At 67.7% G+C, this 21,839-nt stretch carries 23 protein-coding genes; 12 read left to right on the forward strand and 11 right to left on the reverse strand.

What is annotated here, in order from left to right; genetic code table 11:
- The first annotated feature begins 70 nt into the window (after nucleotides 1-70).
- The 3 genes from U9J41_RS12630 to U9J41_RS12640 all read left to right on the forward strand — a co-directional run bounded on the left by U9J41_RS12630 (nucleotide 71) and on the right by U9J41_RS12640 (nucleotide 1,726).
- Nucleotides 71-703, forward strand: a complete 633-nt coding sequence (locus U9J41_RS12630; RefSeq protein ID WP_322402535.1) for a hypothetical protein — start codon at nucleotides 71-73, stop codon at nucleotides 701-703.
- Between the two features lie 64 nt (nucleotides 704-767).
- Entirely contained in the window at nucleotides 768-1,466 is a 699-nt protein-coding gene (locus U9J41_RS12635) for an MgtC/SapB family protein (protein WP_322402536.1), read from the forward strand.
- A gap of 47 nt (nucleotides 1,467-1,513) precedes the next feature.
- Nucleotides 1,514-1,726, forward strand: a complete 213-nt coding sequence (locus U9J41_RS12640; protein WP_322402537.1) for a hypothetical protein — start codon at nucleotides 1,514-1,516, stop codon at nucleotides 1,724-1,726.
- Between the two features lie 15 nt (nucleotides 1,727-1,741).
- Here the strand turns inward: U9J41_RS12640 and U9J41_RS12645 are convergent, their stop codons facing one another.
- From U9J41_RS12645 to U9J41_RS12680, 8 genes are all read right to left on the reverse strand, one after another.
- Nucleotides 1,742-3,727 carry a helicase-related protein gene (locus U9J41_RS12645; RefSeq protein WP_322402538.1) on the reverse strand — a complete coding sequence of 662 codons (1,986 nt, stop codon included), beginning with the start codon at nucleotides 3,725-3,727 and terminating at the stop codon, nucleotides 1,742-1,744.
- A gap of 210 nt (nucleotides 3,728-3,937) precedes the next feature.
- Nucleotides 3,938-4,930, reverse strand: coding sequence for a lipoyl synthase (lipA, locus tag U9J41_RS12650; protein ID WP_322402539.1), 993 nt, complete (start codon nucleotides 4,928-4,930; stop codon nucleotides 3,938-3,940).
- A 25-nt stretch (nucleotides 4,931-4,955) separates the two neighbouring features.
- Nucleotides 4,956-5,669: a lipoyl(octanoyl) transferase LipB gene (gene lipB, locus U9J41_RS12655; protein ID WP_322402540.1), complete on the reverse strand. Its 714-nt coding sequence runs from the start codon at nucleotides 5,667-5,669 to the stop codon at nucleotides 4,956-4,958.
- 96 nt (nucleotides 5,670-5,765) lie between these two features.
- A complete protein-coding gene (locus U9J41_RS12660) occupies nucleotides 5,766-6,032 on the reverse strand; it encodes a DUF493 family protein (RefSeq protein WP_322402541.1) in 267 nt (88 codons plus the stop codon).
- 54 nt (nucleotides 6,033-6,086) lie between these two features.
- Nucleotides 6,087-8,195, reverse strand: coding sequence for a DUF6600 domain-containing protein (locus U9J41_RS12665; protein WP_322402542.1), 2,109 nt, complete (start codon nucleotides 8,193-8,195; stop codon nucleotides 6,087-6,089).
- Between the two features lie 134 nt (nucleotides 8,196-8,329).
- The gene (locus U9J41_RS12670; protein ID WP_322402543.1) at nucleotides 8,330-8,965 is read right to left on the reverse strand and encodes a LysE family transporter; all 636 of its coding nucleotides are present in this window, start codon (nucleotides 8,963-8,965) and stop codon (nucleotides 8,330-8,332) included.
- Between the two features lie 90 nt (nucleotides 8,966-9,055).
- Nucleotides 9,056-9,340, reverse strand: a complete 285-nt coding sequence (locus U9J41_RS12675; protein ID WP_322402589.1) for an HU family DNA-binding protein — start codon at nucleotides 9,338-9,340, stop codon at nucleotides 9,056-9,058.
- Between the two features lie 108 nt (nucleotides 9,341-9,448).
- Nucleotides 9,449-9,658 carry a BrnA antitoxin family protein gene (locus U9J41_RS12680; protein WP_322402544.1) on the reverse strand — a complete coding sequence of 70 codons (210 nt, stop codon included), beginning with the start codon at nucleotides 9,656-9,658 and terminating at the stop codon, nucleotides 9,449-9,451.
- On the opposite strand from U9J41_RS12680, the gene U9J41_RS12685 reads away from it, so the two are divergent.
- From U9J41_RS12685 to U9J41_RS12700, 4 genes are all read left to right on the forward strand, one after another.
- The gene (locus tag U9J41_RS12685) at nucleotides 9,657-9,842 is read left to right on the forward strand and encodes a hypothetical protein (RefSeq protein ID WP_322402545.1); all 186 of its coding nucleotides are present in this window, start codon (nucleotides 9,657-9,659) and stop codon (nucleotides 9,840-9,842) included. The two genes, U9J41_RS12680 and U9J41_RS12685, sit on opposite strands and share 2 nt — an antisense overlap.
- A gap of 16 nt (nucleotides 9,843-9,858) precedes the next feature.
- Entirely contained in the window at nucleotides 9,859-10,794 is a 936-nt protein-coding gene (locus tag U9J41_RS12690; RefSeq protein ID WP_322402546.1) for a DUF808 domain-containing protein, read from the forward strand.
- A gap of 197 nt (nucleotides 10,795-10,991) precedes the next feature.
- A complete protein-coding gene (locus tag U9J41_RS12695) occupies nucleotides 10,992-13,484 on the forward strand; it encodes a TonB-dependent receptor plug domain-containing protein (RefSeq protein WP_322402547.1) in 2,493 nt (830 codons plus the stop codon).
- A gap of 66 nt (nucleotides 13,485-13,550) precedes the next feature.
- Nucleotides 13,551-14,195 (forward strand): glutathione S-transferase family protein, encoded by a 645-nt coding sequence (locus tag U9J41_RS12700; RefSeq protein ID WP_322402548.1) that lies wholly within the window; start codon nucleotides 13,551-13,553, stop codon nucleotides 14,193-14,195.
- On the opposite strand, the gene U9J41_RS12705 is transcribed toward U9J41_RS12700, so the two are convergent.
- On the reverse strand, nucleotides 14,176-14,667 hold the full coding sequence (locus U9J41_RS12705) for a hypothetical protein (protein ID WP_322402549.1): 492 nt from the start codon (nucleotides 14,665-14,667) through the stop codon (nucleotides 14,176-14,178). The genes U9J41_RS12700 and U9J41_RS12705 overlap by 20 nt on opposite strands.
- 44 nt (nucleotides 14,668-14,711) lie before the next feature.
- Here U9J41_RS12705 and U9J41_RS12710 point away from each other — a divergent pair, with 44 nt between their 5' ends.
- From U9J41_RS12710 to U9J41_RS12725, 4 genes are all read left to right on the forward strand, one after another.
- The gene (locus U9J41_RS12710) at nucleotides 14,712-16,022 is read left to right on the forward strand and encodes an SDR family oxidoreductase (protein WP_322402550.1); all 1,311 of its coding nucleotides are present in this window, start codon (nucleotides 14,712-14,714) and stop codon (nucleotides 16,020-16,022) included.
- On the forward strand, nucleotides 16,022-16,486 hold the full coding sequence (locus tag U9J41_RS12715) for a DUF2269 family protein (RefSeq protein ID WP_322402551.1): 465 nt from the start codon (nucleotides 16,022-16,024) through the stop codon (nucleotides 16,484-16,486). Before U9J41_RS12710 ends, U9J41_RS12715 begins: the two co-directional genes overlap by 1 nt.
- Before the next feature lie 33 nt (nucleotides 16,487-16,519).
- On the forward strand, nucleotides 16,520-18,298 hold the full coding sequence (locus U9J41_RS12720) for a DUF885 domain-containing protein (RefSeq protein ID WP_322402552.1): 1,779 nt from the start codon (nucleotides 16,520-16,522) through the stop codon (nucleotides 18,296-18,298).
- 116 nt (nucleotides 18,299-18,414) lie between these two features.
- Nucleotides 18,415-19,431, forward strand: coding sequence for a zinc-dependent alcohol dehydrogenase family protein (locus U9J41_RS12725; protein ID WP_322402553.1), 1,017 nt, complete (start codon nucleotides 18,415-18,417; stop codon nucleotides 19,429-19,431).
- Between the two features lie 3 nt (nucleotides 19,432-19,434).
- Here the strand turns inward: U9J41_RS12725 and U9J41_RS12730 are convergent, their stop codons facing one another.
- Entirely contained in the window at nucleotides 19,435-20,214 is a 780-nt protein-coding gene (locus U9J41_RS12730) for a glutaminyl-peptide cyclotransferase (protein WP_322402554.1), read from the reverse strand.
- A gap of 70 nt (nucleotides 20,215-20,284) precedes the next feature.
- On the opposite strand from U9J41_RS12730, the gene U9J41_RS12735 reads away from it, so the two are divergent.
- Nucleotides 20,285-20,716 carry a DUF7684 family protein gene (locus U9J41_RS12735; RefSeq protein ID WP_322402555.1) on the forward strand — a complete coding sequence of 144 codons (432 nt, stop codon included), beginning with the start codon at nucleotides 20,285-20,287 and terminating at the stop codon, nucleotides 20,714-20,716.
- Nucleotides 20,717-20,732: 16 nt separating this feature from the next.
- On the opposite strand, the gene U9J41_RS12740 is transcribed toward U9J41_RS12735, so the two are convergent.
- A complete protein-coding gene (locus tag U9J41_RS12740) occupies nucleotides 20,733-21,794 on the reverse strand; it encodes an NAD(P)H-dependent flavin oxidoreductase (RefSeq protein ID WP_322402556.1) in 1,062 nt (353 codons plus the stop codon).
- Nucleotides 21,795-21,839 lie beyond the last annotated feature (45 nt).

Genomic DNA, 21,839 nt, shown 5'->3' on the forward strand with positions numbered 1-21,839 from the left:
CACACCGCTGACCTCCCGCAAGCCTCGATCCGCTGTTCGGCCCAAGCTTGACGCCGGCAAAGGAGGAACCATGCGCAAGCTGATCACGTACGCCCTCATTCCGGGCCTGCTGACGGCGGCAGGCTGCAGCACTGTCGATACCGGTCTGCGCAACACCGTGGTGTTGCATTACCAGCATGTTGCCAACGTCCACCGGATCGATTTCACGAACCCCGTCGCGCTGCCGCACCGCGCGCCCGTGGAGGCCGCGCTGCCGCTGGATTCGCACGGCTTCTGGGCCGTGTTCGTGCTGTGCGCCCTGGACGTCACCGGCGCCAACATCCCGAGCTTCTATTTCGACGTCGACCACGTCCGCGTCCAGTACGGCGACCGCCGCTACGGACCGCTGCGGCCATACACGCTGCGACTGGACGATACGGCCGACATCAACAGCCGCTTCGACACGCCGACGCTCGCCGACGCGATCGCGGCCGAGATCCAGCGCGGACCCGCCAGCCAGGTCTTCCGGCACGGCTATTACGGGCACCTGGATTACCGCTTCGCCATCTACATCCCGCGCGCGCTGCCCGACTATTCCGGCGACCAATTGAGCCTGCGCTATGAAGGCGGCCAGACGCTGGCGCTGGGCAACGATTATTCGCCCGCCGACGTCACCTCCGCCGGCCCGCATGGATCAGGCGTCGCCGCGCACTGCCGGCCGTGACGGTGCGCCGCCCCGCCGGGCCCGGTGCTAACATGGCCCTTTGGGGCTCATCAAGACAATCACCATGCTGCCAGATGCCGAAGTTGTCGCGCGCCTGTGCCTGGCGGCCCTGCTGGGCGGGGCGATCGGATTCGAACGCGAACGCCTGTCCTGGGCGGCAGGGCTGCGAACCCACATGCTCGTCTGCGTCAGTGCCTGCCTGATCATGATCGTCTCGGCCTATGGCTTCAACGACGTGCTGGCCCACGACCACGTTTCGCTCGACCCGTCGCGCGTGGCGGCCCAGGTCGTGTCCGGCATCGGCTTCCTCGGCGCGGGGTCGATCCTGCTGCGCGGCGACGTCGTGCGCGGCCTCACGACGGCGGCCAGCCTGTGGTCGGTGGCGGCCGTCGGCCTGGCAGTGGGCGGCGGGATGTATGTGGCGGCGGCGGCGGGCACGGCCATCATGCTGTTCATCCTGGCCGCCATGAAGCCGCTGGAACAACGCTATTTCTCGTCCCGGCAACGACGCGAGCTGGTGCTGTCGGCCGAACATGGCCGGCTCACGCTGCATGTGCTGGAAAAGGAACTCGGCCCGGTGACCAACCGCATCGGCACATTCATCGTCCAGCAAAACGAAGAAGGGGCGCCGACGGACGACGTGATCATCGCCTTTTCGCGCATGTCCGAATCGGAATTCACCGCACTGCTCGACCGCCTGCGCGCGATCCCGGGCGTATTAAAGGTCGACGCGAAGATCCGCCCCGACCGGCGCATGCGCTGACGCCGCGCGCAGTGGCGTAAGCTGACGCCATCGACACGGAGGCGATCATGAACGCAAGCACCGAAACATTGACGGTCGAGCAGGCCTACCGTGCCATGCTGGCCTTCCTCGCGCGCGAAGTCGAGTTGACGGAATGCAGCGACCTGGCCGACCTGCTGGCCGGCTACCGGCTGGGTGAAGACGGCCGGACGAGCGATCCGGCCCTGTGGGACGAGTGGCTGGCAGCCGTCGGGACAGTGCGAACAGCCCAACCCGACTGACACCGCCGCGCCGGCTTACCAGCGGCCTCTTTCCTTCTTCGACTGGCGCTTGCGCGTCGCCGCGTTCTGCTGCTGCAACAGCGCATCGACGCGCTCGGACGCTTCGCGCGCCAGGGTCTGCGCTTCCTCGATGCTGGGAAAGAATTCCGGCATGCGGTAGCCGAGCCAGGCATAGGCCGAGTACATGCGGCACGTGTCCTCGACTTCCTGCAGGTTTTGCCAAAACAATTCCTGCGGATGGGGTTGGAGCTTGCACACCTTTCTTTTCGCCAGCGACTGCGCCCAGTGCGTCCACGCGCTTTCCAGGGTCGGCACCTTGGTCGAGATCGGCACGAGCGACAGCGTGAATTTTTCGGCCACGCTCAGGTCGAGCGTATCGAGCCATTCCGCGCGCCCGTTCTGTTCTTCCGTGATGCGCGGATAAAAAAAGCCGTCCGGCACGTCGATATTGTGCACGAAGCGTTTTAATAGTTTGACCAGCGACGTCTCGCCCGTCACCGACGAGATGCGGTGCAATTGCTCCAGCGACGGTGCCACGGCAAAGCCGGTGGCCGGCACGGGCGGGATCTTTTCCTTCATCAAGGCGCGCATGACGTCGTGCGTATCGTCGTCGTAGCCGGCAACGAAACCTTCCTCGTGCACGCCGTAGCGCCCGGCGCGGCCGGCGATCTGCTTGGCGAGCGCGGCCGAGATTTCTTCTTCCTCGACACCGTTGTACTTGACGGCCGTCGTCATGACGATGCGCTGGATCGGCATGTTCAGGCCCATCGCGAGGGCGTCCGTGCCGACGACGATGTCGGCCTGCCCCTCGCGGAACCGCTCGGCCTGGGCGCGCCGCACTTCCGGCGACAGATTGCCGTAGACGGTGGCGACCGATAGACCCATTTCCGTGATCATGTCGCGCCACATCAGCACCTCGCGCCGCGAGAACGCGATGACGGCGTCGCCGCGCTTCAGATTCCTCAGCTTGCGCACGGCGCCCGGTTCCATCGACAGCGGCGCCTTGCGTTTTAAAACGTGCACGTCGAGCGGGCATTCCAGGCGCTCGGCCAGCGCCTCGATCGCGCGCCGCGCTTCCGGCGCCCCGACGAGGTACACGGTCGACGCCGGCGCGCCGCACACGGCCGCCGTCCACGCGGCGCCGCGGTCGCGGTCGGCCAGCATCTGGATCTCGTCGATCACCGCCACTTGCACGGGCGTCTTCGTGTCCAGCATCTCGACGGTGCTGGCCACGTGCGTCGCACCTTCGGCCAGGCGGCGCTCCTCGCCCGTGATCAGGCTGACCTTGACCTTGCCGCCGTCGGCGCGCACCGCGTGTTGCAGGCGTTCGTAGTTTTCCAGCGCCAGCAGGCGCAGCGGGGCCAGGTAGACGCCGCTTTCGGCCTGCGCCAGATGTTCCATCGCGCGGTGCGTCTTGCCGGAATTGGTCGGTCCGAGCAACGCGATGAAACGGCGCGCCATCTTGCCGGCCACGTCGAACGACGCCGGATATTCGGCCAGGTTGATGCTTTCCTTGGTGCGCGCGGCGTGGCGTTCTTCCTGCTCGCGCTCGATGGCGTGCAGCAGGCGCTGGCGGATGCGGTCGAACACGAATTCGGCCGGCTCGGACGTCTCCAGCTCTTCCAGCACGTGCAGGAACAGCATCGGGTCGACGCCGAATTCGTCGGCCTGGTCGGCGATCTCGCGCACGAATTCCTCGACCTCCTGGTTCAGGTCGTCGACGGCGTCGCGCGTGGCGCGTTCCTCGACGAGTGCGCGCCGCGCCGTCACCTCCATCTTGCGCCACTTGCTCGGCTTGGCCAGCACGCCGCGGGCCGGCACGAGGCGGTAGTCGACGTGCAGCCCGTCCACGCGCACGGCGCCGGCAAAGCGCAGGAAGACGCGGCCTTCCATCTTGACCAGTTCGACGCCGCGCGCGGCCAGGTTCAGTTCACGTTCGAGGACGGCATCGTCGTCCTGGGTGTCGTCGGCGGGGGAAAAATGGGGGTGGTGTTCGCTCATGTTCTTGGATGCACGGGCTGATCGATGGGATCAATATAACGTCGGTGACGCGGGGGCACCGTTCGGCAAGCCACGCGCAATGAAAAAATCGGTAGCGTAAAAGCGTCGTCCCCGCGCAGGCGGGGGACCCAATTTTGCCAGCGCTGACGATACGCGCGCAACTAGGGGCCCCCCCGGCGCGGGGGCGACGGGGGGGGTGCTGGTTGCGGCTTACGCGGCGACGCCCGCTTCGTGCGCCTGCTGGTCGGCGTGATACGACGAACGCACCATCGCGCCCACGGCCGCGTGCACGAAGCCCATCTCGTACGCCTTCTCCTCGAACATTTTGAAGGTGTCCGGATGCACGTAGCGGCGCACCGGCAGGTGCGAGTTCGACGGGGCGAGGTACTGGCCGATGGTCAGCATGTCGATGTCGTGCGCGCGCATGTCGCGCATCACGTCCAGGATTTCCTCGTCGGTCTCGCCCAGGCCCACCATCAGGCCGGATTTCGTCACGGCGCTCGGGTACTTGGCCTTGAAGTCGCGCAGCAGCACCAGCGAGTGCTGGTAGTCGGCGCCCGGACGCGCTTCCTTGTACAGGCGCGGCACGGTTTCCAGGTTGTGGTTCATCACGTCCGGCAGGCCGTCGGCGAAGATGTCCAGCGCTTTTTCGAGACGGCCGCGGAAGTCCGGCACGAGCACTTCGATCTTGGTGTTCGGCGACAGCGCGCGCGTCTTCTGGATGCACTCGACGAAGTGGCCGGCGCCGCCGTCGCGCAGGTCGTCGCGGTCGACGGAGGTGATCACGACGTACGACAGGCGCAGGTCGGCGATGGTCTTGGCGAGGTTACCCGGCTCGTTGACGTCGAGCGGGTCCGGGCGGCCGTGGCCGACGTCGCAGAACGGGCAGCGGCGCGTGCACTTGTCGCCCATGATCATGAAGGTCGCGGTGCCCTTGCCGAAGCATTCGCCGATGTTCGGGCAGCTGGCTTCCTCGCACACGGTGACGAGGTTGTTGGCGCGCAGGATGTCCTTGATCTCGTAGAAGCGCGTCGACGGGCTGGCCGCCTTCACGCGGATCCAGTCCGGCTTTTTCAGGCGCTCGTGTTGTTCGAGCGGCACGATCTTGATCGGGATGCGCGACGTCTTGCTCGCGCCTTTCTGTTTTTCGCTGGCGTTGTAGGAAGCTGCTGCTGCGGTGCCGTTGTCGATTTCGGAAGTCATGTGCGTAATAACCCTGGTCGGGCTTTCAGTTGATCGTGGCGGCCTGCGCGACCGCTGCGGTTGAAGAGGGTGCCGTGGACAGATGCTGCACGAGGGCGCTGGCGAGGGCCTGCTGCACGTCGGCCAGCGGCGCGTCGATGCCCATCGTCTTCATGTCCACCGTGGCGAGGCCGGAATAGCCGCACGGATTGATCCAGGTGAACGGCGCCAGATCCATCGCCACGTTCAGCGACACGCCGTGGTAGGTGCAGCCGTTGCCGCGCACCTTCAGGCCCAGCGCGGCGATCTTGGCGCCGCGGCGCGGACCGTCGGCGATATAGATGCCGGGCGCGCCTTCGACGCGCTCACCCGCCAGATTATACGCCGCCAGCACATCGATGACCGCCTGCTCGATCTTGTTGACGAACTGGCGCGCATACAGCTTGCCGCCCGGTTTGTTGCGGCGCAGGTCCATCAGCAGGTAGATCACGACCTGGCCGGGGCCGTGGTACGTGACTTCGCCGCCGCGGTCCGTCTGCACCACGGGGACGTCGTGCTCCAGGGTGCTCAGGAGGTGGCCGCGGTCGGCGCCCAGCCCGAGCGTGAACACGGGCGGATGCTCGACGATCCACAACTCGTCGGGCGTGTCGGGCGTGCGCGCATCCGTGAAGGCGCGCATCGCGGCAAAGACGGGTTCGTAGTCGGCGCGGCCAAGCTCACGGATGACCGGGTCGCGAACGACCGGACGGTTCGCTTGCATGGATAGGATCTTTGAAGGGATACCCCGTCATTATAAGCCAGCCTGATGGCGGGCGCTGCAAACCCCGCCCGAAGGCGGGGCCGGAAGCAACAGGTTTTACAGGACGATCTTCACCATCGGGTGCGCCGACAGCTCGCGGTACAGGTTGTCGAGCATCTCGCGGCTGGTGGCGCGCACGATCACGGTCAGGCCCGTATAGGCGCCCTTGGCCGACGGCCGCACTTCCATCTTGCCAACATGGAAAGTCGGATCGTGGATGGTGACCACTTCGACGATGGCGGTGGCGAAATCGTCGTGCGTCGGGCCCATGACCTTGATCGGGAAATCGCTCGGGTATTCGATGAGGGAATCTTTCGGGTCCATGGCCACTCCTATTCTAAAACAGCATTGTAGCCAAACCGGTCCGACTCCGCCGGATCAGCGCTCCCTCTGGTTCCGCCCACGCTCGTCGACGTGCTGGTGGTGCGCCTCGGCCTTTGCCGGCGCGGGAGCCGGCGCGGGTGCCGGGCGCGGGGCCATCTGCACGGGTGGTGGCGGCGGTGGCGGCGCCGGTGCCGCGACGGGCGCCGGGCGCGGGGCCATCTGCACGGGCGGCGGTGCCGGCCGTTCGACGCGTGCCTCCGTGCGTTCGATCCTCGGCTCCGGCCGTTCGAAGCGCGGCTGCGGACGCTCGAAGCGCGGCTGCGGACGCTCGAAGCGCGGCTGCGGACGTTCGACGCGCGGCTGCGGCGCCGGTGCGGCCGGCGCCATCACCGGCTGCGGCTGCGGCTGCGGCTGCGGCTGGGCCGATTGCATCGGCTGCCGGTTGCGGCGCATTTCTTCCAGCTGTTCACGGCGCTCGTCGCGTTCGCGGCGCCAGCCGCCGGGCACGCCCGCGGGCGGCATTGCCTGCGGTTGCTGGATCGTCGGGCTGACCGTCGACAGCGGCTGCGGCGCTTGATGCGGCGTCGGGCTCGTCACGGTGCTCAAGGGTTGCGACGGCAGGTGCGGCGTCGGGCTCGTCACCGTGCTCAGGGGCTGCGGCGGCAGATGCGGCGTCGGGCTCGTGACCAGCAGCCCCTGCGCCGGCGCCGCCTGCGGCACCGTCAGCACCTGTCCCGGCGCACGCTGGCGCACGAAGCCGTCGCGCTCGCCGCGCTCGGTCCCGATGCGGCGTTCGCGGCCCGGATCCACGTGGCGGCCATCCATGCGGGCGATGCCGACCGGGCCGCGGTTGGCGTCGTGGTCGTGGTCGTGGTCGCGATCACGGTCGCGGTCGCGGTCGCGGTTCGGCCAGTTCGGCCGCGCCGGCGCGGCGGGCGGCGCGCCCGTCGGGGCGTTGCGCACGAGCAGGGGCGACACCGTCGTGATCGGCGTGCGCGGCACGTTCACCCGGCCCGGCCGGCCGAAACGGTCCTGCGGCACGACAGTCAGGCCCTGCGGACGGTAGTCGCGCGGCCGGTGCGGATTGTCGCGCACGTGCTCGTTCAGCCAGCGCAGGTGATTGTCCGGCGCGTGCCAGGTCGGGACGTAGCGGTCGTGCGGCGTCAGCGGATACCAGCCGGTGGCGGGCAGCGGATGATGACGGTCGCGGAACGTGAGGTTCCAGCCGTTCCCGCCGACCCAGCCGACGAGCGCCGGTGCCCAGACCAGGTGCTCGTGGCGGCGGCCGGGTGCCCAGGCCCAGCGGTTGTGCACGTGCACCCAGCGGCCGTAGTGGAACGGCGCATAGCCCCACGGCGCGTTGTCGACCCAGGTCCAGCCCCACGGGTCGAGCCACGTCCAGCTGCCGTCGCGGTACGGCACCCACGTGGATGCCACGGTCGGGATCCACAGCGGGCCGTAGTCGGCGTCCTCGCGCCAGCTGCCATAGCGGTCGAGGTCTTCGTAGCCGGTCATCTCGCTCGTCACGTAACGGCTCGATACAGCATTGTCGTCGTAGCGGTCGCGCGCGAGGGCCCACTCGTCGAAGGCGTCGCGCACGGCGGCCGAGGTGCGCACGTCGTCGTCGCCCACCTCGGCGCGCCGGCCGGCGCGCAGGGTCAGCTGCGAATCGCCGTCCTCGACGAGCGCCACGCCGTCGAACACGGTGACGGCACTGGTGTCGCGCACGCGCTCGGCGTCGATGCGCACGCGGCCCGGCTGCTGCAGGCGGATGCGCGCCTGCGGGGTCTCGAGCTCGAAGCCGGCCAGCACATCGGCGTTGACCACGCGCACGCTGGCGCTGCCGTAGTGCAGGCGCAGGTGCAGCGCGTCGTCGTCCAGCTGCTGCACTTCCAGCGCGGAATCGCCGTCCAGGCGGATCGACGTCGAACCGATGCGCAGCTCGGTGCGCGCCCCGTCCGCCGTCGTGATCGTGTTGCCGGACGTGACCGGCCAGTTGACCTGCGCCGCCATCATCTCGGCGCCGATGTCGCTGCCGATGGTGACCTGGCCCTGGGCCAGCGCGACGCGGCCCACGCGCGCGGGCGGATCGGCCGCCGCGGCCAGCGCCGTCAGGGTAGAGAATGCGAGGAGGACGGCTGTTTTCACGACGCGGTTCGGCATGATGTCTCCAGGGGATAAGGTATTTTTTGTTATGGGCGCAGGCACACCGCGTCTACTGCATTACAACGCACGGACATCGTACACGGCGACACGAATTACAAATGGTTGCGAAATGTATCTGCCGGATACGAACGTCAGCCGTGACCGGGCTTGACGAAGAACAGCAGGGCACCGACGGCGACCAGCACGCCGCCGAAGAAACGGTTCTGCATCCTGACGGCGCGCGGATCGCGGAACCAGCGCTGCATGGTCGACGCCAGCAGGGCATAGCCGTGCATCACGGTGGTGTCGATGGCGACCATCGTCGCGCCGAGGATCGCCAGCTGCGGCAGCACCGGCGCGTTCTGCGAGATGAATTGCGGCAGCACGGCGACCATGAAGAGGATCCCTTTCGGGTTCGTCGCATTGGTGAGAAAACCGGTCAGCACGCGGCGGCCGAACGCCGGATGCGCGGCCAGGCCCGCCGTCGGCACGCCGCTCGCCGCGGCTTTCGAACGCCACTGGCCGATGCCGAGCCAGATCAGGTACAGCGCGCCGACGACCTTGACGACGGTGAATGCGAGCGCCGACGCGATCAGCAGCGAACCGACGCCGGCGCCGGCGATCACCAGGACGAGCACAAGACCCAATTGCAGGCCCAGCACGGTGGCGCTGGCCTTTTTGAGCCCGTATGCGAGGCCGTGCGACATCGACAGGATGGCGCCGGAGCCGGGCGAGATGGCGATCAGGGTGGCGGCGACGACGAAGCCGATCCAGGTGATGAAGCTCATGGGGAATTCGGGAGAGGCGGGAAAGGAACGCGGGCATGGCGCACGGCGCCGGCGATTGCCGGACGGCCGCGGCCAGCCGCGGGGTACTGCTTACTTCTTCTTCGGGTTGACGGCGGCCTTCAGGGTCGCACCGGCAGCGAAGCGCGGGGTCTTCGATGCGGCGATCTTGATGACTTCGCCGGTTGCCGGGTTGCGACCCTTGCGGGCTGCGCGCTTGGTGACCGAGAACGTGCCGAAGCCGGTGATGCCGACCGTGTCGCCTTTTTTCAGACGCTCGGTGATGATGTCGATGATGGTGTTCACTGCTTCGTTCGCAGCGGCGCCCGACATCTCGGTACGCTTCGCAAATTCAGCGATCAGTTCGCCTTTTTTCATAAATCCTCCGGGTTGAAAGAGCCGGAAGATTAGCATAATTAATTGCTCTGTGTAATCTTCTTACACCCCATAAACCCTGTATTGGCGGGGTTTATGCGATTTAATCGCTCAAGCCGCGGCCGGATTCGCGTCGCCGTTGGCCAGGCGCAGCCGCAGCGCGGCGTTGATCAGCGTCTGGTAACCGGTGCCGGTACGCTCCGCGCGCGAGCGGAATTCGTCCAGGACTTCGTCGTCGAGATAGATGGTGATGCGGGTCTTGCGCTTGGGGGGACGGGCACGGCGACGCGGAACGGTCGGCAGATCGAGGTTCGGATTCATGGGCATCTCCTTCAGGTCGGAAAGGCTGCTGCACCGCAGCCAATGTTGTCACTATACGTATCGTCCGGTGCCGTCTGCATGGGAAAGCGACGAGATGCAGATTTTCGGGTTTGAAATGCAGAAAACGCGCCTGAACCGCGATCCTGAACAGATGGCCGGCTCGGTTAAGATGTGGCGACATTGATACTGAGGAGCGGTCCATGGCTGCAGGAAGTTTGTTGGCTCTCATCGACGACATTGCCAGCGTGCTCGATGACGTGGCCCTGATGAGCAAGGTCGCGGCCAAGAAGACGGCCGGCGTGCTGGGCGACGACCTCGCCCTCAACGCCCAGCAGGTGACGGGCGTGCATGCCGACCGCGAACTGCCCGTCGTGTGGGCGGTGGCGCTGGGCTCGCTGCGCAACAAGGCGATCCTCGTGCCGGCCGCGCTCGCGATTTCCGCGTTCGTGCCGCAGGCGATCACGCCCATGCTGATGGTGGGCGGCGCCTATCTATGCTTCGAGGGTTTCGAAAAGGTCGCGCATAAACTGCTGCACAGCGCCGCCGAGGATGCCGCGCACGAAGAAGAACTGGCCACTGCGCTGGCGACCGACGCCGACATGCTCACGGTCGAGAAAGACAAGATCAAGGGCGCGATCCGCACCGATTTCATCTTGTCGGCGGAGATCATCGTGATCGCGCTGGGCGTCGTCAACGAACGGGGCGCGTCGTTCGGCGCGCAGGTGGCGGCCCTCGTCGCGGTGGCGGTCGCCATGACGATCGGCGTCTACGGCATCGTGGCGGGCATCGTCAAGATCGACGACCTCGGCCTGTACCTGAGCCGCCGCGCCAGCGCGGCCGCGCGCGCGGTCGGGAACCTGCTGCTGGCGGCGGCGCCGCGCCTGATGAAGGCGCTGTCCGTGATCGGCACGGTGGCCATGTTCATGGTCGGCGGCGGCATCATCGGCCACGCGTTCGCACCGCTGCACCACCTGGCCACGAGCGCCGCCGCGTTCGTGGCCGGCGTGCCGGTCGCGGGCCGCGTGCTGGCGGCCGTCGCGCCGAGCGTGGTCGATGCCGTGGCCGGCGTGCTCGTCGGCGCGGCCGTGCTGGTGGGGGTCACGCTGGTGCGGAAGCTGCGCGGCAAGACGAACTGAACGATCCGCCGTGGTGCGCCCATGCACCGCGCATGTACAACTGTTGCGTCCGTACATCTATGCGACCTGATTGAATTGACAACGATAACAAGCACGCCCCACTATCAATACGGGCTTGTCGTCAATCAAGCCCGACAGGATTGCGGTATCTCTCAACCCGCCACGCGGGCCGTGGACCAAGAATAAGGATAAAGAGAATGCAACATCGATTTGTGCCGGAAAAAACCGTACTCGCCCTTTCCATCGCCGCGCTGTTCGCCGGCCCTGCCCTGGCCCAGGCCCAGGACACGTCGACCGACGGCGCCACCGCCACCGTCGTCGTGACCGGTACCCGTGTCGCCAACCGCACGGCGCTCGACACCGCGTCCCCCGTCGACATCATCTCGGCCGACACGCTCAAGACCACCGGTTCGACGGAACTGAACCAGGCCCTGTCGGTGGCGCTGCCGTCGCTGAACTTCCCGCGTCCCGCGCTGACGGACGGCACCGACACGATCCGCCCGGCCACCCTGCGCGGCATGGCGCCGGACCAGAGCCTCGTGCTCGTGAACTCCAAGCGCCGCCACACGTCGGCGCTGGTGAACCTGAACGGCTCGATCGGCCGCGGCTCGGCCGCCGTCGACCTGAACACGATCCCGTCGGCGATCGTGAAGAACATCGAGGTGCTGCGCGACGGCGCGGCCGCGCAATACGGCTCGGACGCGATCTCGGGCGTCGTCAACGTCCGCCTGCGCACCGACCGCAGCGGCGGCGAAGGCACGATCACCTACGGCGCCCACGTCACCGAATACGACCTGCTGAACGACGTGGCCCCGGCCGGCGCCACCTGGACCGGCCCGAACTCGCGCAAGCGCACCGACGGCCAGACGACCACCGTCAGCGCTTGGAAAGGCCTGCCGCTGGGCGACTCGGGCTTCATCACCATCGCGGCCGAATACAAGAACCAGGAACACACGGAGCGCAGCGGCTACGACATGCGCCAGCTGTACTCGAAAGTGAACGGCGCCTATGATCCGCGCGAGCTGACCATCAACCGCTTCGACGCCTGGTACGGCGATCCGGAGATGCAGCAGAAGACCGTGTTCGTCAACGTCGGCGACAACCTGACCCCCGAGGTGAAAGTCTACGGCTGGAGCAGCTACCAGCTGCGCGACGCGCGCTCGGCCGGCTACTTCCGCATGCCGCAGGACTCGCGCAACGTGCAATCGATCTACCCGAACGGCTTCCTGCCGATCATCGCCCCGACCGTCGAAGACTTCAGCGCCGCCGTCGGCATGAGCTGGACCATGGGCGAATGGGACCTGGACACGTCGCTCGTGTACGGCCAGAACGGCATGAACTACGACATCCAGAACACGCTGAACGCATCGATCGGCCCGACCAGCAAGACGGTGTTCGACGCGGGCGGCTTCTCGTACAACCAGCTCGTGTACAACCTCACCGGCGTGCGCAAGTACGACGTGGCCGGCCTCGCGTCGCCGCTGAACGTGGCGGTCGGCACCGAGGCGCGCCGCGAAGGCTACGAGATGCACGCCGGCGAGCCGGATTCCTGGCGCAACGGCGGCGTGATCCTGCCGGGCGGCGTCCCGGCCGCCTCGGGCGCGCAGGTGTTCCCGGGCTTCCGTCCGGCCAACGCGTCGCACACGTCGCGCACCGCGGTCGGCGTGTTCGTCGACGTCGAGGCGAACGTCACCGACAAGCTGCTCGCGTCCGCCGCCATCCGCGAAGAGCACTACAACGACTTCGGCAACAACGTCTCGGGCAAGCTGGCGGGCCGCTTCGACTTCACGAAGAGTTTCGCGCTGCGCGGTTCGGTGCAGAACGGCTTCCGCGCACCGTCGCTGCAGCAGCAGCGCTTCACGTCGACGTCGACCAACTTCATCAACGGCATCCCGTACGAGATCACGACGTTCACGCCGAACGACCCGGTCGCCGTCGCGCTGGGCGCCAAGCCCCTGAAGGCCGAGAAGTCGACCAGCTTCTCGCTCGGTGCCGTGATGCGCCTCGCCCCCATCAGCCTGACGGTGGACGCCTACCGCATCAACGTACGCGACCGCATCGTGCTGTCGGAAAACCTGACGTCGACCGCGGTGCGCAACTACATCGTGTCGCAGGGCTTCTCGGGCGTCGGCGGCGGCCGCTTCTTCATCAACGGCGTCAACACCAACACCCAAGGTGTCGACGTCGTGGCCAGCCTGCCCTACAACGCGGGCGCCGCCGGCCACTTCGACTTCACCCTGGCCGGCAACGTCAACCATACGCACGTGACCAAGGTCCCGACCACCGCCCAGCTGGCCGCGCTGAATCCGGCGCCCGTGCTGTTCGACCGCGTGAACGTGCTGACCCTGGAAAAGGGCCAGCCGAAGAACAAGATCACGGCGAGCGCCAACTGGAAGCTGAACCAGTGGGGCGTGACGGCGCGCGCCACCCGCTACGGCGACGTGCTGGCGCCGGGCACGACGGCCGCCTTCGACTACACGCTGAAGGCCAGGACGATCGTCGACCTGGAAGCCCGCTACGCCCTGACTCGCCAGATGAGTCTCGCGCTGGGCGCGGACAACCTGTTCGACCAGTACTCGGAAACGCTGCCGCCGGCGCTGAACACGACCAGCAACACGCCGTTCTCGAACTACACGCCGTTCGGCAACAACGGCCGCTACGTGTATGCGCGTGCGAACTACAGCTTTTAATTCAGCTTGACTGAACGACGGCGTATCGCGACACTTCGCGGTACGCCGTTTTCTTTTGGGGACGCCATGACCATCACGATCACCGCATTCGAACGTTCACCGGACGGCGGCAAGGGCCTCGCGCGCGACACGCGCGTGCGCTGGGCGCTGGAAGAAGCGGGCCTGCCGTACGACGTCCGCCTCGTGTCGTTCCGCGCGATGAAGGAACCCGCGCACCTCGCCCTGCACCCGTTCGGCCAGATCCCGACCTATGAAGAAGACGGGCTCGCGCTGTTCGAGACGGGCGCGATCGTCTTTCATATCGCCCAGCACCACGGCCACCTGCTGCCGGCCGACGGCCACGCCCGGGCGCGCGCGATCACGTGGATGTTCGCCGCCGTCAACACGGTGGAACCGCCCATCCTGGAACTCGTCACGGCCCGGATCTTCGAGGGCGACAAGCCCTGGACCAAGGAACGCCTCCCGCTCGTCGAGGAGCGTGTCCGCGACCGCATGAAACGGCTGTCGGCGCGCCTGGGCGATGCCGACTGGCTCGACGGCGAATTCAGCGCGGGCGACCTCATGATGGTGTCGGTGCTCCTCCGGCTGCGGCCGTCCGGCATCCTGGACGAGTTCCCGGTCCTGGCGGCCTACGTCGCGCGCGGCGAAGCGCGGCCCGCCTACCAGCGCGCGTTCGAGGCGCAACTGGCCGTCAACGCGCCCCATCCCTGACGCCGCCTTGACGGCGGCTCAACACGGCCCCGAGCGCCAGCCCGACCCCGAACGCGCCATAGACGACGGCCAGCGACGGCCGCGACAAATGGTGTTCGAAGCCGGGCTGCAGGCGCGCGGGCGTGAGCCGGTAATCGACGAAACAGGCCACGACCGATGCGGCGCTCGCCGCGCCCAGCGTCAGGACGGGCGCATTGCGGTCGAGCAGGCGGCCGCATACGCGCTCGAACAGCACCGACCAGAACATCGCGCTGCCGTGGTGGATCACATAGCCGGGGACCGTATGGCGCAAGGTCGGCGCGTTCGCGCGCAGCGCCTCGTCGCCCCAGATCCAGTGGCTGATGGCGTTGGTGGCCGCGTACGGGCTGCCGGTCGCGCGCCGGCCGAGCAGGGCCAGCGCCGCGGTCGACAGCAGGCTGGAGACGGCGCCGCCGACGAAGCCGCGCCTGAATGCCGTGTTCCACGATTCCATGCGATCCTCCCGGATACGAAGCTGTCATTGAAGAAAGGGACACAATGCGCATCCTGCTCACGGGCGCCGGTGGATTCATTGGACGGCACCTGCTGCACGCGCTGCTGGCGGAAGGCCACGACGTCGTGTGCGCGGTGCGGCACCCGGAACGCCAGGCCGTGCCGGGCGGGCATCCGCGCCTGACCGCGATCCACGCCGACTTCGCCCACGATACCGACAAATCCGCCTGGCTGGCGCGCCTTAGCGGCGTGGAAGCCGTGGTCAACACGGTCGGCATCTTCCGCGAGCGCGGCACGCAAACGTTCGCCAACCTGCACACGCGCACCCCGCGCGCCCTGTTCGCGGCGTGCGCCGAATCGGACGACGTGCACATGGTCGTGCAACTGTCCGCGCTGGGCGCCGACGACCAGGCCGACACCGCGTACCACCTGTCCAAGAAGGCCGCCGACGACTATCTGGCCACGCTGCCGCTGCGCGCCGTGATCGTGCAGCCCTCGCTCGTGTACGGGACCGACGGCGCCAGCGCGCGCGTGTTCAAGGCGATGGCGTCGCTGCCGTTCGCGGCGCGCCTGGGCGATGCGCCGCAGCTGGTGCAGCCGATCCACGTCGACGACGCCGTGGCCGCCATCGTGACCCTGCTGCGCCAGCGGCTGTATCTGGACAGGGTCGGCGGCGCCACCGTGCGCCGCGTCGCCCTCGTCGGGCCGCAGGCGCTGCCGTTCATCGACTACCTGGCCGCCTTGCGCCGCGCGCTGGGGATGACCAGGCTGCGCGTGCTGCCGCTGCCGGGCGGCGTCGCGCGGGTGCTCGCGCGCGTGGGCGGCTGGCTGCCCGGCGCCCTGCTCGACCAGGATGCGCTGCGCATGCTCGATCGCGGCAGCACGGCCGATCCCGGCCCGACGGCGCGCCTGCTGGGGCGCCCGCCGCGGCCGATATCCTCGTTCATCGTCGATCCCGGCGCCGAGCGCGCGCGCGCAAAACTGGACTGGCTGCTGCCCGTGCTGCGGCTGGCCATCGCGGCCGTGTGGATCGCCACGGCGATCGTCTCGGCGTTTATTTATCCGGCCGCCGACAGCGATGACCTGCTGGCCCGCACCGGCATCCCCGCGCACCTGCGGCCGCTGATGTTGTACGGCGCGGCGCTGTTCGACCTGCTGCTCGGACTCGGTACACTGTTCCTGCGCCGGCGCCGCTGGCTGTGGCGGACGCAGCTCGCGCTGATCGGCTTTTATACGATCGTGATCGCGTTGCGGCTGCCCGAATTCCTCGTCCACCCATACGGCCCGCTGACGAAGAACCTGCCGATGCTGGCCGCGATCTGGCTGCTCCACGAACTCGAAAAAGAGGACACCTGATGGATTACCTCGTCGTGAAATGGCTGCATATCCTGTCGTCGACCTTCTTGTTCGGCACGGGCATCGGGTCGGCCTGGTACATGCTGTTCGCGAACGTGAGCCGCGACGTGCGCGCGATCGCCATCGTCAGCAAATACGTCGTGATCGCCGACTGGCTGTTCACGGCCACGACGGCCGTCATCCAGCCCGCCACGGGTTTTTATATGGCCCACCTGGCCGGCTATCCGCTGCACAGCCGGTGGATCGTGTGGTCCGTCACGCTGTACGTGCTGGCGGGCGCATGCTGGCTGCCGGTGGTGTGGCTGCAGATGCGCCTGCGCGACCTCGCGGCGGCCGCCATGCGCGAAGGCACCGACCTGCCGCCGCTGTATTGGCGCTACTTCTTCACCTGGGCCGCACTGGGCGTGCCCGCCTTCATCGCATTCGTCTTCATTTTCTGGTTCATGGTGGCCAAGCCGATTTAGAATCCTTGCTTCGCCAACCAGGAAAGGTTCACCATGCCCCGCATCGGCCGCACACCACTCGGTCTCGCCCTGCTGTTCGCTTTCGGCGCCGCAGCGCAAGCCGCACCCGCCGCACCCGCCTGGGTCGCGCGCAGCGACGCCTACACGCAGCCGGTATTGAAGGACACCGGTAAATACCAGCCGGAGGACTCCACCGCGCTGGGCGACGAAAGCGTCGACACCCAGGTCGCCGACTTCAGGCCGCATGTCTACGAGCGTGCGCTGGACGACACCGAAAAACGCCTGGCCATACTCCGCCGCGAGCGCGCGCAAGAGAACGACGTCAAGGTGCGCCAGGACCTCGACATCCTGATCGACTCGCGCGAAAAGGTCGTCGCCACCATGAAGCTGGAGCACCAGTACCTGCTCGACTACACGAACGTGGGCGAACTGGTGTACGGCGGCCTGCGCGCCCTGCTCGACCCGCGCAACAAGCCCGAGCGCCAGAAGCTGGCATTGGTCCGCCTGAAGCGTTACGCCGGCAAGGAAGCGGGATATACGCCGATCGCGACGCTCGTGCGCGCCCGCGGCGAGGAACGCCTGGCGAACAAGGCGCTGATCGGCCCGTACGTGAACGAAGTCGAGGAAGGCCTGAACAACAACGCGACGTACATGGACGGCATCGAAGCGATGTTCAGGAAAGCGAACGTCACCGGCTGGGAAAGCGACTTCGCGGCGTTGAAGGCGCAGGTCAAGGACTACGACGACTGGGTGCGCAACCGCATCCTGCCGCGCACGCGCAAGGAAGTGCGCCTGCCGGAAGCGATCTACGTGAACCGCCTCGCCAACGTCGGCGTCGACATCGCGCCGGAACAGATGATCGAGCGCGCCGCCTTCGACTTCCAGGAAGTGCGCGACGAGATGCAGGTCGTGGCCAACACCATCGCCGCGCGCAACCACCTGCCGTCGTCCGACTACCGCGACGTGATCCGCGAACTGAAAAAATCGTCGATCGCGCCCGACCAGCTGCTGCCCTACTACCGCCAGCGTCTGAAAGATATCGAAGGCATGGTGCGTGCCCACGACCTCGTGACCTTGCCCACGCGCGAAGCGAATATCCGCACGGCCACGCCGGCCGAAGCGGCGCAGACGCCGGCGCCGTTCATGAACCCGCCGCGCATGATCGGCAACACGGGAGAATACGGCGAGTTCGTGATTCCGCTGTCGAACCCGAACGCGAAATCGAAGGCCAGGATGGACGACTTCGACTTCGCCGCCATGGCCTGGACCCTCACCGCGCACGAGGCCCGCCCGGGCCATGAGCTGCAATTCGCGTCGATGGTGGAGCAAGGCATGTCGGTGGCGCGCGCCCGCTTCGCCTTCAACAGCACGAACGTGGAAGGCTGGGGCCTGTATTCGGAAGCGATGATCCTGCCGTACATGCCGCCGGAAGGCCAGCTCGTGTCGCTGCAGGCCCGCCTGCTGCGCATGGCGCGCGCCCTGCTCGACCCGCAGATCAACCTGGGACGCATGACGCCCGCGCAGGCGAAAAGCTTCCTGATGCGCGAAGTCGTGCTGTCCGAACCGTTCGCGCAATCGGAAGTCGACCGTTATTCGTACCGCATGCCGGGCCAGGCGACCGCGTACTACTACGGTTATGTGAAACTGCGCGCGCTGAAGACGCAGGCCGAGATCGCGCTGGGCGACCGCTTCAGCCTGAAGGCCTTCAACGATTTCATCATCGCCCAGGGCATTTTGCCACCGGCGCTGATGAAACAGGCCGTGCTGGAGGATTTCATTCCGGCGCGGCTGGGCAGGATCGCCGCGCAATAACGCGGCGCCCGGACCGGGCGATCCCCCGCGCGGACCGTGCGCCGCCGGAACGCGCGTTGCGGCGACAATATCGTCCCGTCCCGCGCGGACGGCCGGTCAACCGATGGAGGACAGCGATGCGGGCTTACCAGATCTTACCCGGCGATGGCATCGACGGGCTGCAGTGCGTGGATTTTCCCCGCCGTGAACTGGGCAATGGCGAAGTGCGCATCCGCGTGCACGCCGTCGCGCTGAACTACCGCGACTTGATGGTCGCCAGGGGCGACTACCTCGTCACCGTCGACGACCCCATCATCCCCTGCTCGGACGGCGCCGGCGAAGTGGTCGCGACCGGCCACGGCGTCACGCGCGTGCAGCCCGGCGACCGCGTCGCGGCCTCGTTCTTCCCGCACTGGCACGACGGCCCGACCGGCCCCGATAAAATCCGCCACGCGCTCGGCGGCGACATCGACGGCATGCTGGCCGAGGAAGTCGTGCTGGACGAGGATGCGCTGGTGAAGATACCGGCCGGGATGCGCTTCGTCGACGCGGCCACGCTGCCCTGCGCCGGCGTGACGGCGTGGAACGCGATCTTCGAATCCGGCAACGACGTCCGTCCGGGCGACACCGTGCTGCTGCTGGGGACGGGCGGCGTCAGCATCCTCGGCCTGCAGCTGGCCCGCGCGGCGGGGCTGAACGCGATCATCACGTCGTCCAGCGACGCCAAGCTGCAACGGGCGCGGGCGCTCGGCGCGCGCCACCTCATCAACTACCGCACGACGCCGGAATGGCAGGAAGAGGTGCTGCGCGCGACCGGCGGCGCGGGCGCGCAGGTGGTGCTGGAAGTGGGCGGCCAGGGCACCGTCAACCGCTCGATCGCGTCCGCCGCGATGGGCGGCAGCATCGCCATCATCGGCGGCGTCAGCGGCGTCGGGGGCGACGTCAACCCGGCGACCCTGCTGGCCGGGGCCAAGCGGCTCGTGGGCATCTTCGTGGGCAGCCGCGCCATGCTGGAAAAGGTCGTGCGCTTTGCCGATGCGACCGGGCTGCAGCCCGTCGTCGACCGCGTGTTCACGTTCGACCAGGCACGCGAGGCCTACCGCCACATGGCGTCAGGATCGCATTTCGGGAAGGTCGTGATCGCGCTGGCGTGACGATCAAGGCCGCTGGATGGGCACGAGCTCGATCTCGAACAGCTTCGGCCACAGCTTGCCCGTCACGTACAGGCGATGCTGTTTCGGCTCGTACGCGATGCCGTTCAACACGGCGTCCGGATTGCTCGTCCCGCGCTGGTCGGGCGGCAGCAGGCCCGTGCAGTCGATCCAGCCGACGACGTTGCCGCTGTCCGGATCGATGCGCGCGATGACGTCCGTGCCCCACACGTTGGCGAAGATCTGGCCGTCGACGACCTCGAGTTCGTTGAGCCGGGTGATCGGCTTGCCCTCGGCCGTCACGCGGATGCGGCGCTGCTCGTCCAGCGTTTTCGGGTCGAGGACGCGGATCTCGTTCGTGCCGTCGCTCATGTAGACGTGATGCGCGTCGCTCGCCAGGCCCCAGCCTTCGCCCTTGTAGTTGAAGCGGCCCTTCAGTGCGAACGTCCTGGCGTCGAACAGGAAGCCGACGTTCGACTGCCAGGTCAGGCCGACGATCGTGTCGCCCACGGCCGTCGAGCCCTCGCCGAAATACTCGTCCGCCAGGTCTTTCTTTTGCAGCACCTTGCCGCTTTTGAGGTCGACCTTGCGCAGCGACGAACGGCCCTTCTGGCCGGTGGACTCGTACAGGTGGCCGTCCTTGAAGAACAGGCCTTGCGTGAACGCTTGCGGATCGTGCGGATAGGTGTTCTTGACGAAGAAGCCGTACACGGGCAAGGCAGCGTGAGCCGCGCCGGCGGATGCGACGGATGCGGCGGCAAGCGCGAGGGAAGCGACGATTTTCATGGGACTCCGCGATCGGGGATGGTAACGCAGGATGGTAACGCAGTCCGGCGACCGGTGGTAAGCTGGCGCCATGCAAAGAAAGACCATCACCTATCTGCACCTGCCGCCCGACGCCGACCTGCCCGACCTGGGCGCGCGCCCGCCCTTCCTCGCCATCGTGCTGGCCGAGGACGAGGTCGCGGAAATGTGGCTGTGGGACGCCGCCCGCTGGCTCGTCGCGTCCGGTGCGCGCTACGTGCAGGCCTGGGGCAAGGATGCCGCGGCCTGGACCGAGGCCGTCGACGACGCGGCGCTGGAAGCCGTCGACTACGACGATGCGCCCGACGACCGGCAGGTGCTGACCGCCGCGCACGATCCGGCGGACGAGGATATCGACGAGGTGTTCTGGTTCGCCAAGCACCGCGCCGCGCACCCGTTCCTGTCCCTCGACGCGGTGCTCATCGTGCACGTCGCGCCGGCGCCGCGCAAGGACGACATCGAGGCGGCCTACGCGGAGGCGTGAAACACGTTCAACGCGTTCAGCGCGCCTGCGCCAGCTCCGCGGCCAGCAGGCGCACCAGCTCCGCCGCCGGCAGCGCACGCGCCAGCGGAAATCCCTGGCCGGCCCAGTTGACCGTGAAATCCTGGTTGCCGGCCTTCGTGGCCGCCGCGTTCAGCGCCTTCACGGCATCGTAGGCGATCGGATAATCCGGCAGCGGCGGATGGCCGGGCGCGCCGATCTCGCTGAATAAACGGTTCACGAGGCCGCGCGCGGGACGGCCGGACACGACGTCCGTCACCGTCGTGATCACGCCCTCCCCCGCCTGCATCAGCGCGCGGTGATGCGGTGTCGCCGACGACTCCGGGCACAGGATGAACGCGGTGCCCATCTGGGCGCCGCTCGCGCCCAGGCGCAGCGCGGCGGCGATGCCGTTCCCGTTCATGATACCGCCCGCCGCGATCACCGGAATGCGCACGGCGTTCGCCACCAGTGCCGTCAACGCGAACGTGCCGATGGCCGGGTCGCCCCGCTCCGGATCGAACACGCCGCGGTGGCCGCCGGCCTCGTAGCCCTGGGCGACGACGACGTCGATGCCGGCCGCTTCCACCTGGCGCGCCTCGTCCACCGACGTCGCGCTGGCCAGCAGCACGATGCCGGCATCCTTCAGCGCCTGGATGCGGCGCGCGTCCGGCAGGCCGAAGTGAAAACTGACGATGGCCGGCCGCGCCTCCAGCAGCACGTCGAGCATCGGATCGTCGTCGACGAAGCTGGTATAGATTTCGCGCAGGCCGGCCGGCGGCCGGGCGCCGTTGGCGGCGAAGTGCGGAGACAGATAATCGAGCCAGGCCGCTTCGCGCGCGGCGTCGGCCTGCGCGGGGCGGTGGCAGAACACGTTGACGTTGAACGGCCGGTCGGTCAGGCGGCGCACGTCGGCGATGGCGGCGCGGCCCTGCGCGGCGTCGCCGGCACCGACCGAGATCGAGCCGAGCGCGCCCGCCCCGGACACGGCCGCGGCCAGCGCCGCCGTCGAGACGCCGGCCATCGGGGCCTGGATGATGGGCACGTCGATGCGCAGCAGGGACAGCAAGTCTGGTTTCATGGTGGTCTCCAACCCGGTTCGCGATCCGACGAGTATAACGCCGCC

This window comes from Massilia luteola (genome assembly GCF_034420155.1).
Taxonomy (GTDB): domain Bacteria; phylum Pseudomonadota; class Gammaproteobacteria; order Burkholderiales; family Burkholderiaceae_D; genus Telluria; species Telluria luteola.

Coding starts and splice junctions, on each gene's coding strand:
- U9J41_RS12630 (WP_322402535.1), top strand. CDS start 71: ATGCGCAAGCTGATCACGTACGCCCTCATTCCGGGCCTGCTGACGGCG.
- U9J41_RS12635 (WP_322402536.1), top strand. CDS start 768: ATGCTGCCAGATGCCGAAGTTGTCGCGCGCCTGTGCCTGGCGGCCCTG.
- U9J41_RS12640 (WP_322402537.1), top strand. CDS start 1,514: ATGAACGCAAGCACCGAAACATTGACGGTCGAGCAGGCCTACCGTGCC.
- U9J41_RS12645 (WP_322402538.1), bottom strand. CDS start 3,727: ATGAGCGAACACCACCCCCATTTTTCCCCCGCCGACGACACCCAGGAC.
- lipA (WP_322402539.1), bottom strand. CDS start 4,930: ATGACTTCCGAAATCGACAACGGCACCGCAGCAGCAGCTTCCTACAAC.
- lipB (WP_322402540.1), bottom strand. CDS start 5,669: ATGCAAGCGAACCGTCCGGTCGTTCGCGACCCGGTCATCCGTGAGCTT.
- U9J41_RS12660 (WP_322402541.1), bottom strand. CDS start 6,032: ATGGACCCGAAAGATTCCCTCATCGAATACCCGAGCGATTTCCCGATC.
- U9J41_RS12665 (WP_322402542.1), bottom strand. CDS start 8,195: ATGCCGAACCGCGTCGTGAAAACAGCCGTCCTCCTCGCATTCTCTACC.
- U9J41_RS12670 (WP_322402543.1), bottom strand. CDS start 8,965: ATGAGCTTCATCACCTGGATCGGCTTCGTCGTCGCCGCCACCCTGATC.
- U9J41_RS12675 (WP_322402589.1), bottom strand. CDS start 9,340: ATGAAAAAAGGCGAACTGATCGCTGAATTTGCGAAGCGTACCGAGATG.
- U9J41_RS12685 (WP_322402545.1), top strand. CDS start 9,657: ATGGGCATCTCCTTCAGGTCGGAAAGGCTGCTGCACCGCAGCCAATGT.
- U9J41_RS12680 (WP_322402544.1), bottom strand. CDS start 9,658: ATGAATCCGAACCTCGATCTGCCGACCGTTCCGCGTCGCCGTGCCCGT.
- U9J41_RS12690 (WP_322402546.1), top strand. CDS start 9,859: ATGGCTGCAGGAAGTTTGTTGGCTCTCATCGACGACATTGCCAGCGTG.
- U9J41_RS12695 (WP_322402547.1), top strand. CDS start 10,992: ATGCAACATCGATTTGTGCCGGAAAAAACCGTACTCGCCCTTTCCATC.
- U9J41_RS12700 (WP_322402548.1), top strand. CDS start 13,551: ATGACCATCACGATCACCGCATTCGAACGTTCACCGGACGGCGGCAAG.
- U9J41_RS12705 (WP_322402549.1), bottom strand. CDS start 14,667: ATGGAATCGTGGAACACGGCATTCAGGCGCGGCTTCGTCGGCGGCGCC.
- U9J41_RS12710 (WP_322402550.1), top strand. CDS start 14,712: ATGCGCATCCTGCTCACGGGCGCCGGTGGATTCATTGGACGGCACCTG.
- U9J41_RS12715 (WP_322402551.1), top strand. CDS start 16,022: ATGGATTACCTCGTCGTGAAATGGCTGCATATCCTGTCGTCGACCTTC.
- U9J41_RS12720 (WP_322402552.1), top strand. CDS start 16,520: ATGCCCCGCATCGGCCGCACACCACTCGGTCTCGCCCTGCTGTTCGCT.
- U9J41_RS12725 (WP_322402553.1), top strand. CDS start 18,415: ATGCGGGCTTACCAGATCTTACCCGGCGATGGCATCGACGGGCTGCAG.
- U9J41_RS12730 (WP_322402554.1), bottom strand. CDS start 20,214: ATGAAAATCGTCGCTTCCCTCGCGCTTGCCGCCGCATCCGTCGCATCC.
- U9J41_RS12735 (WP_322402555.1), top strand. CDS start 20,285: ATGCAAAGAAAGACCATCACCTATCTGCACCTGCCGCCCGACGCCGAC.
- U9J41_RS12740 (WP_322402556.1), bottom strand. CDS start 21,794: ATGAAACCAGACTTGCTGTCCCTGCTGCGCATCGACGTGCCCATCATC.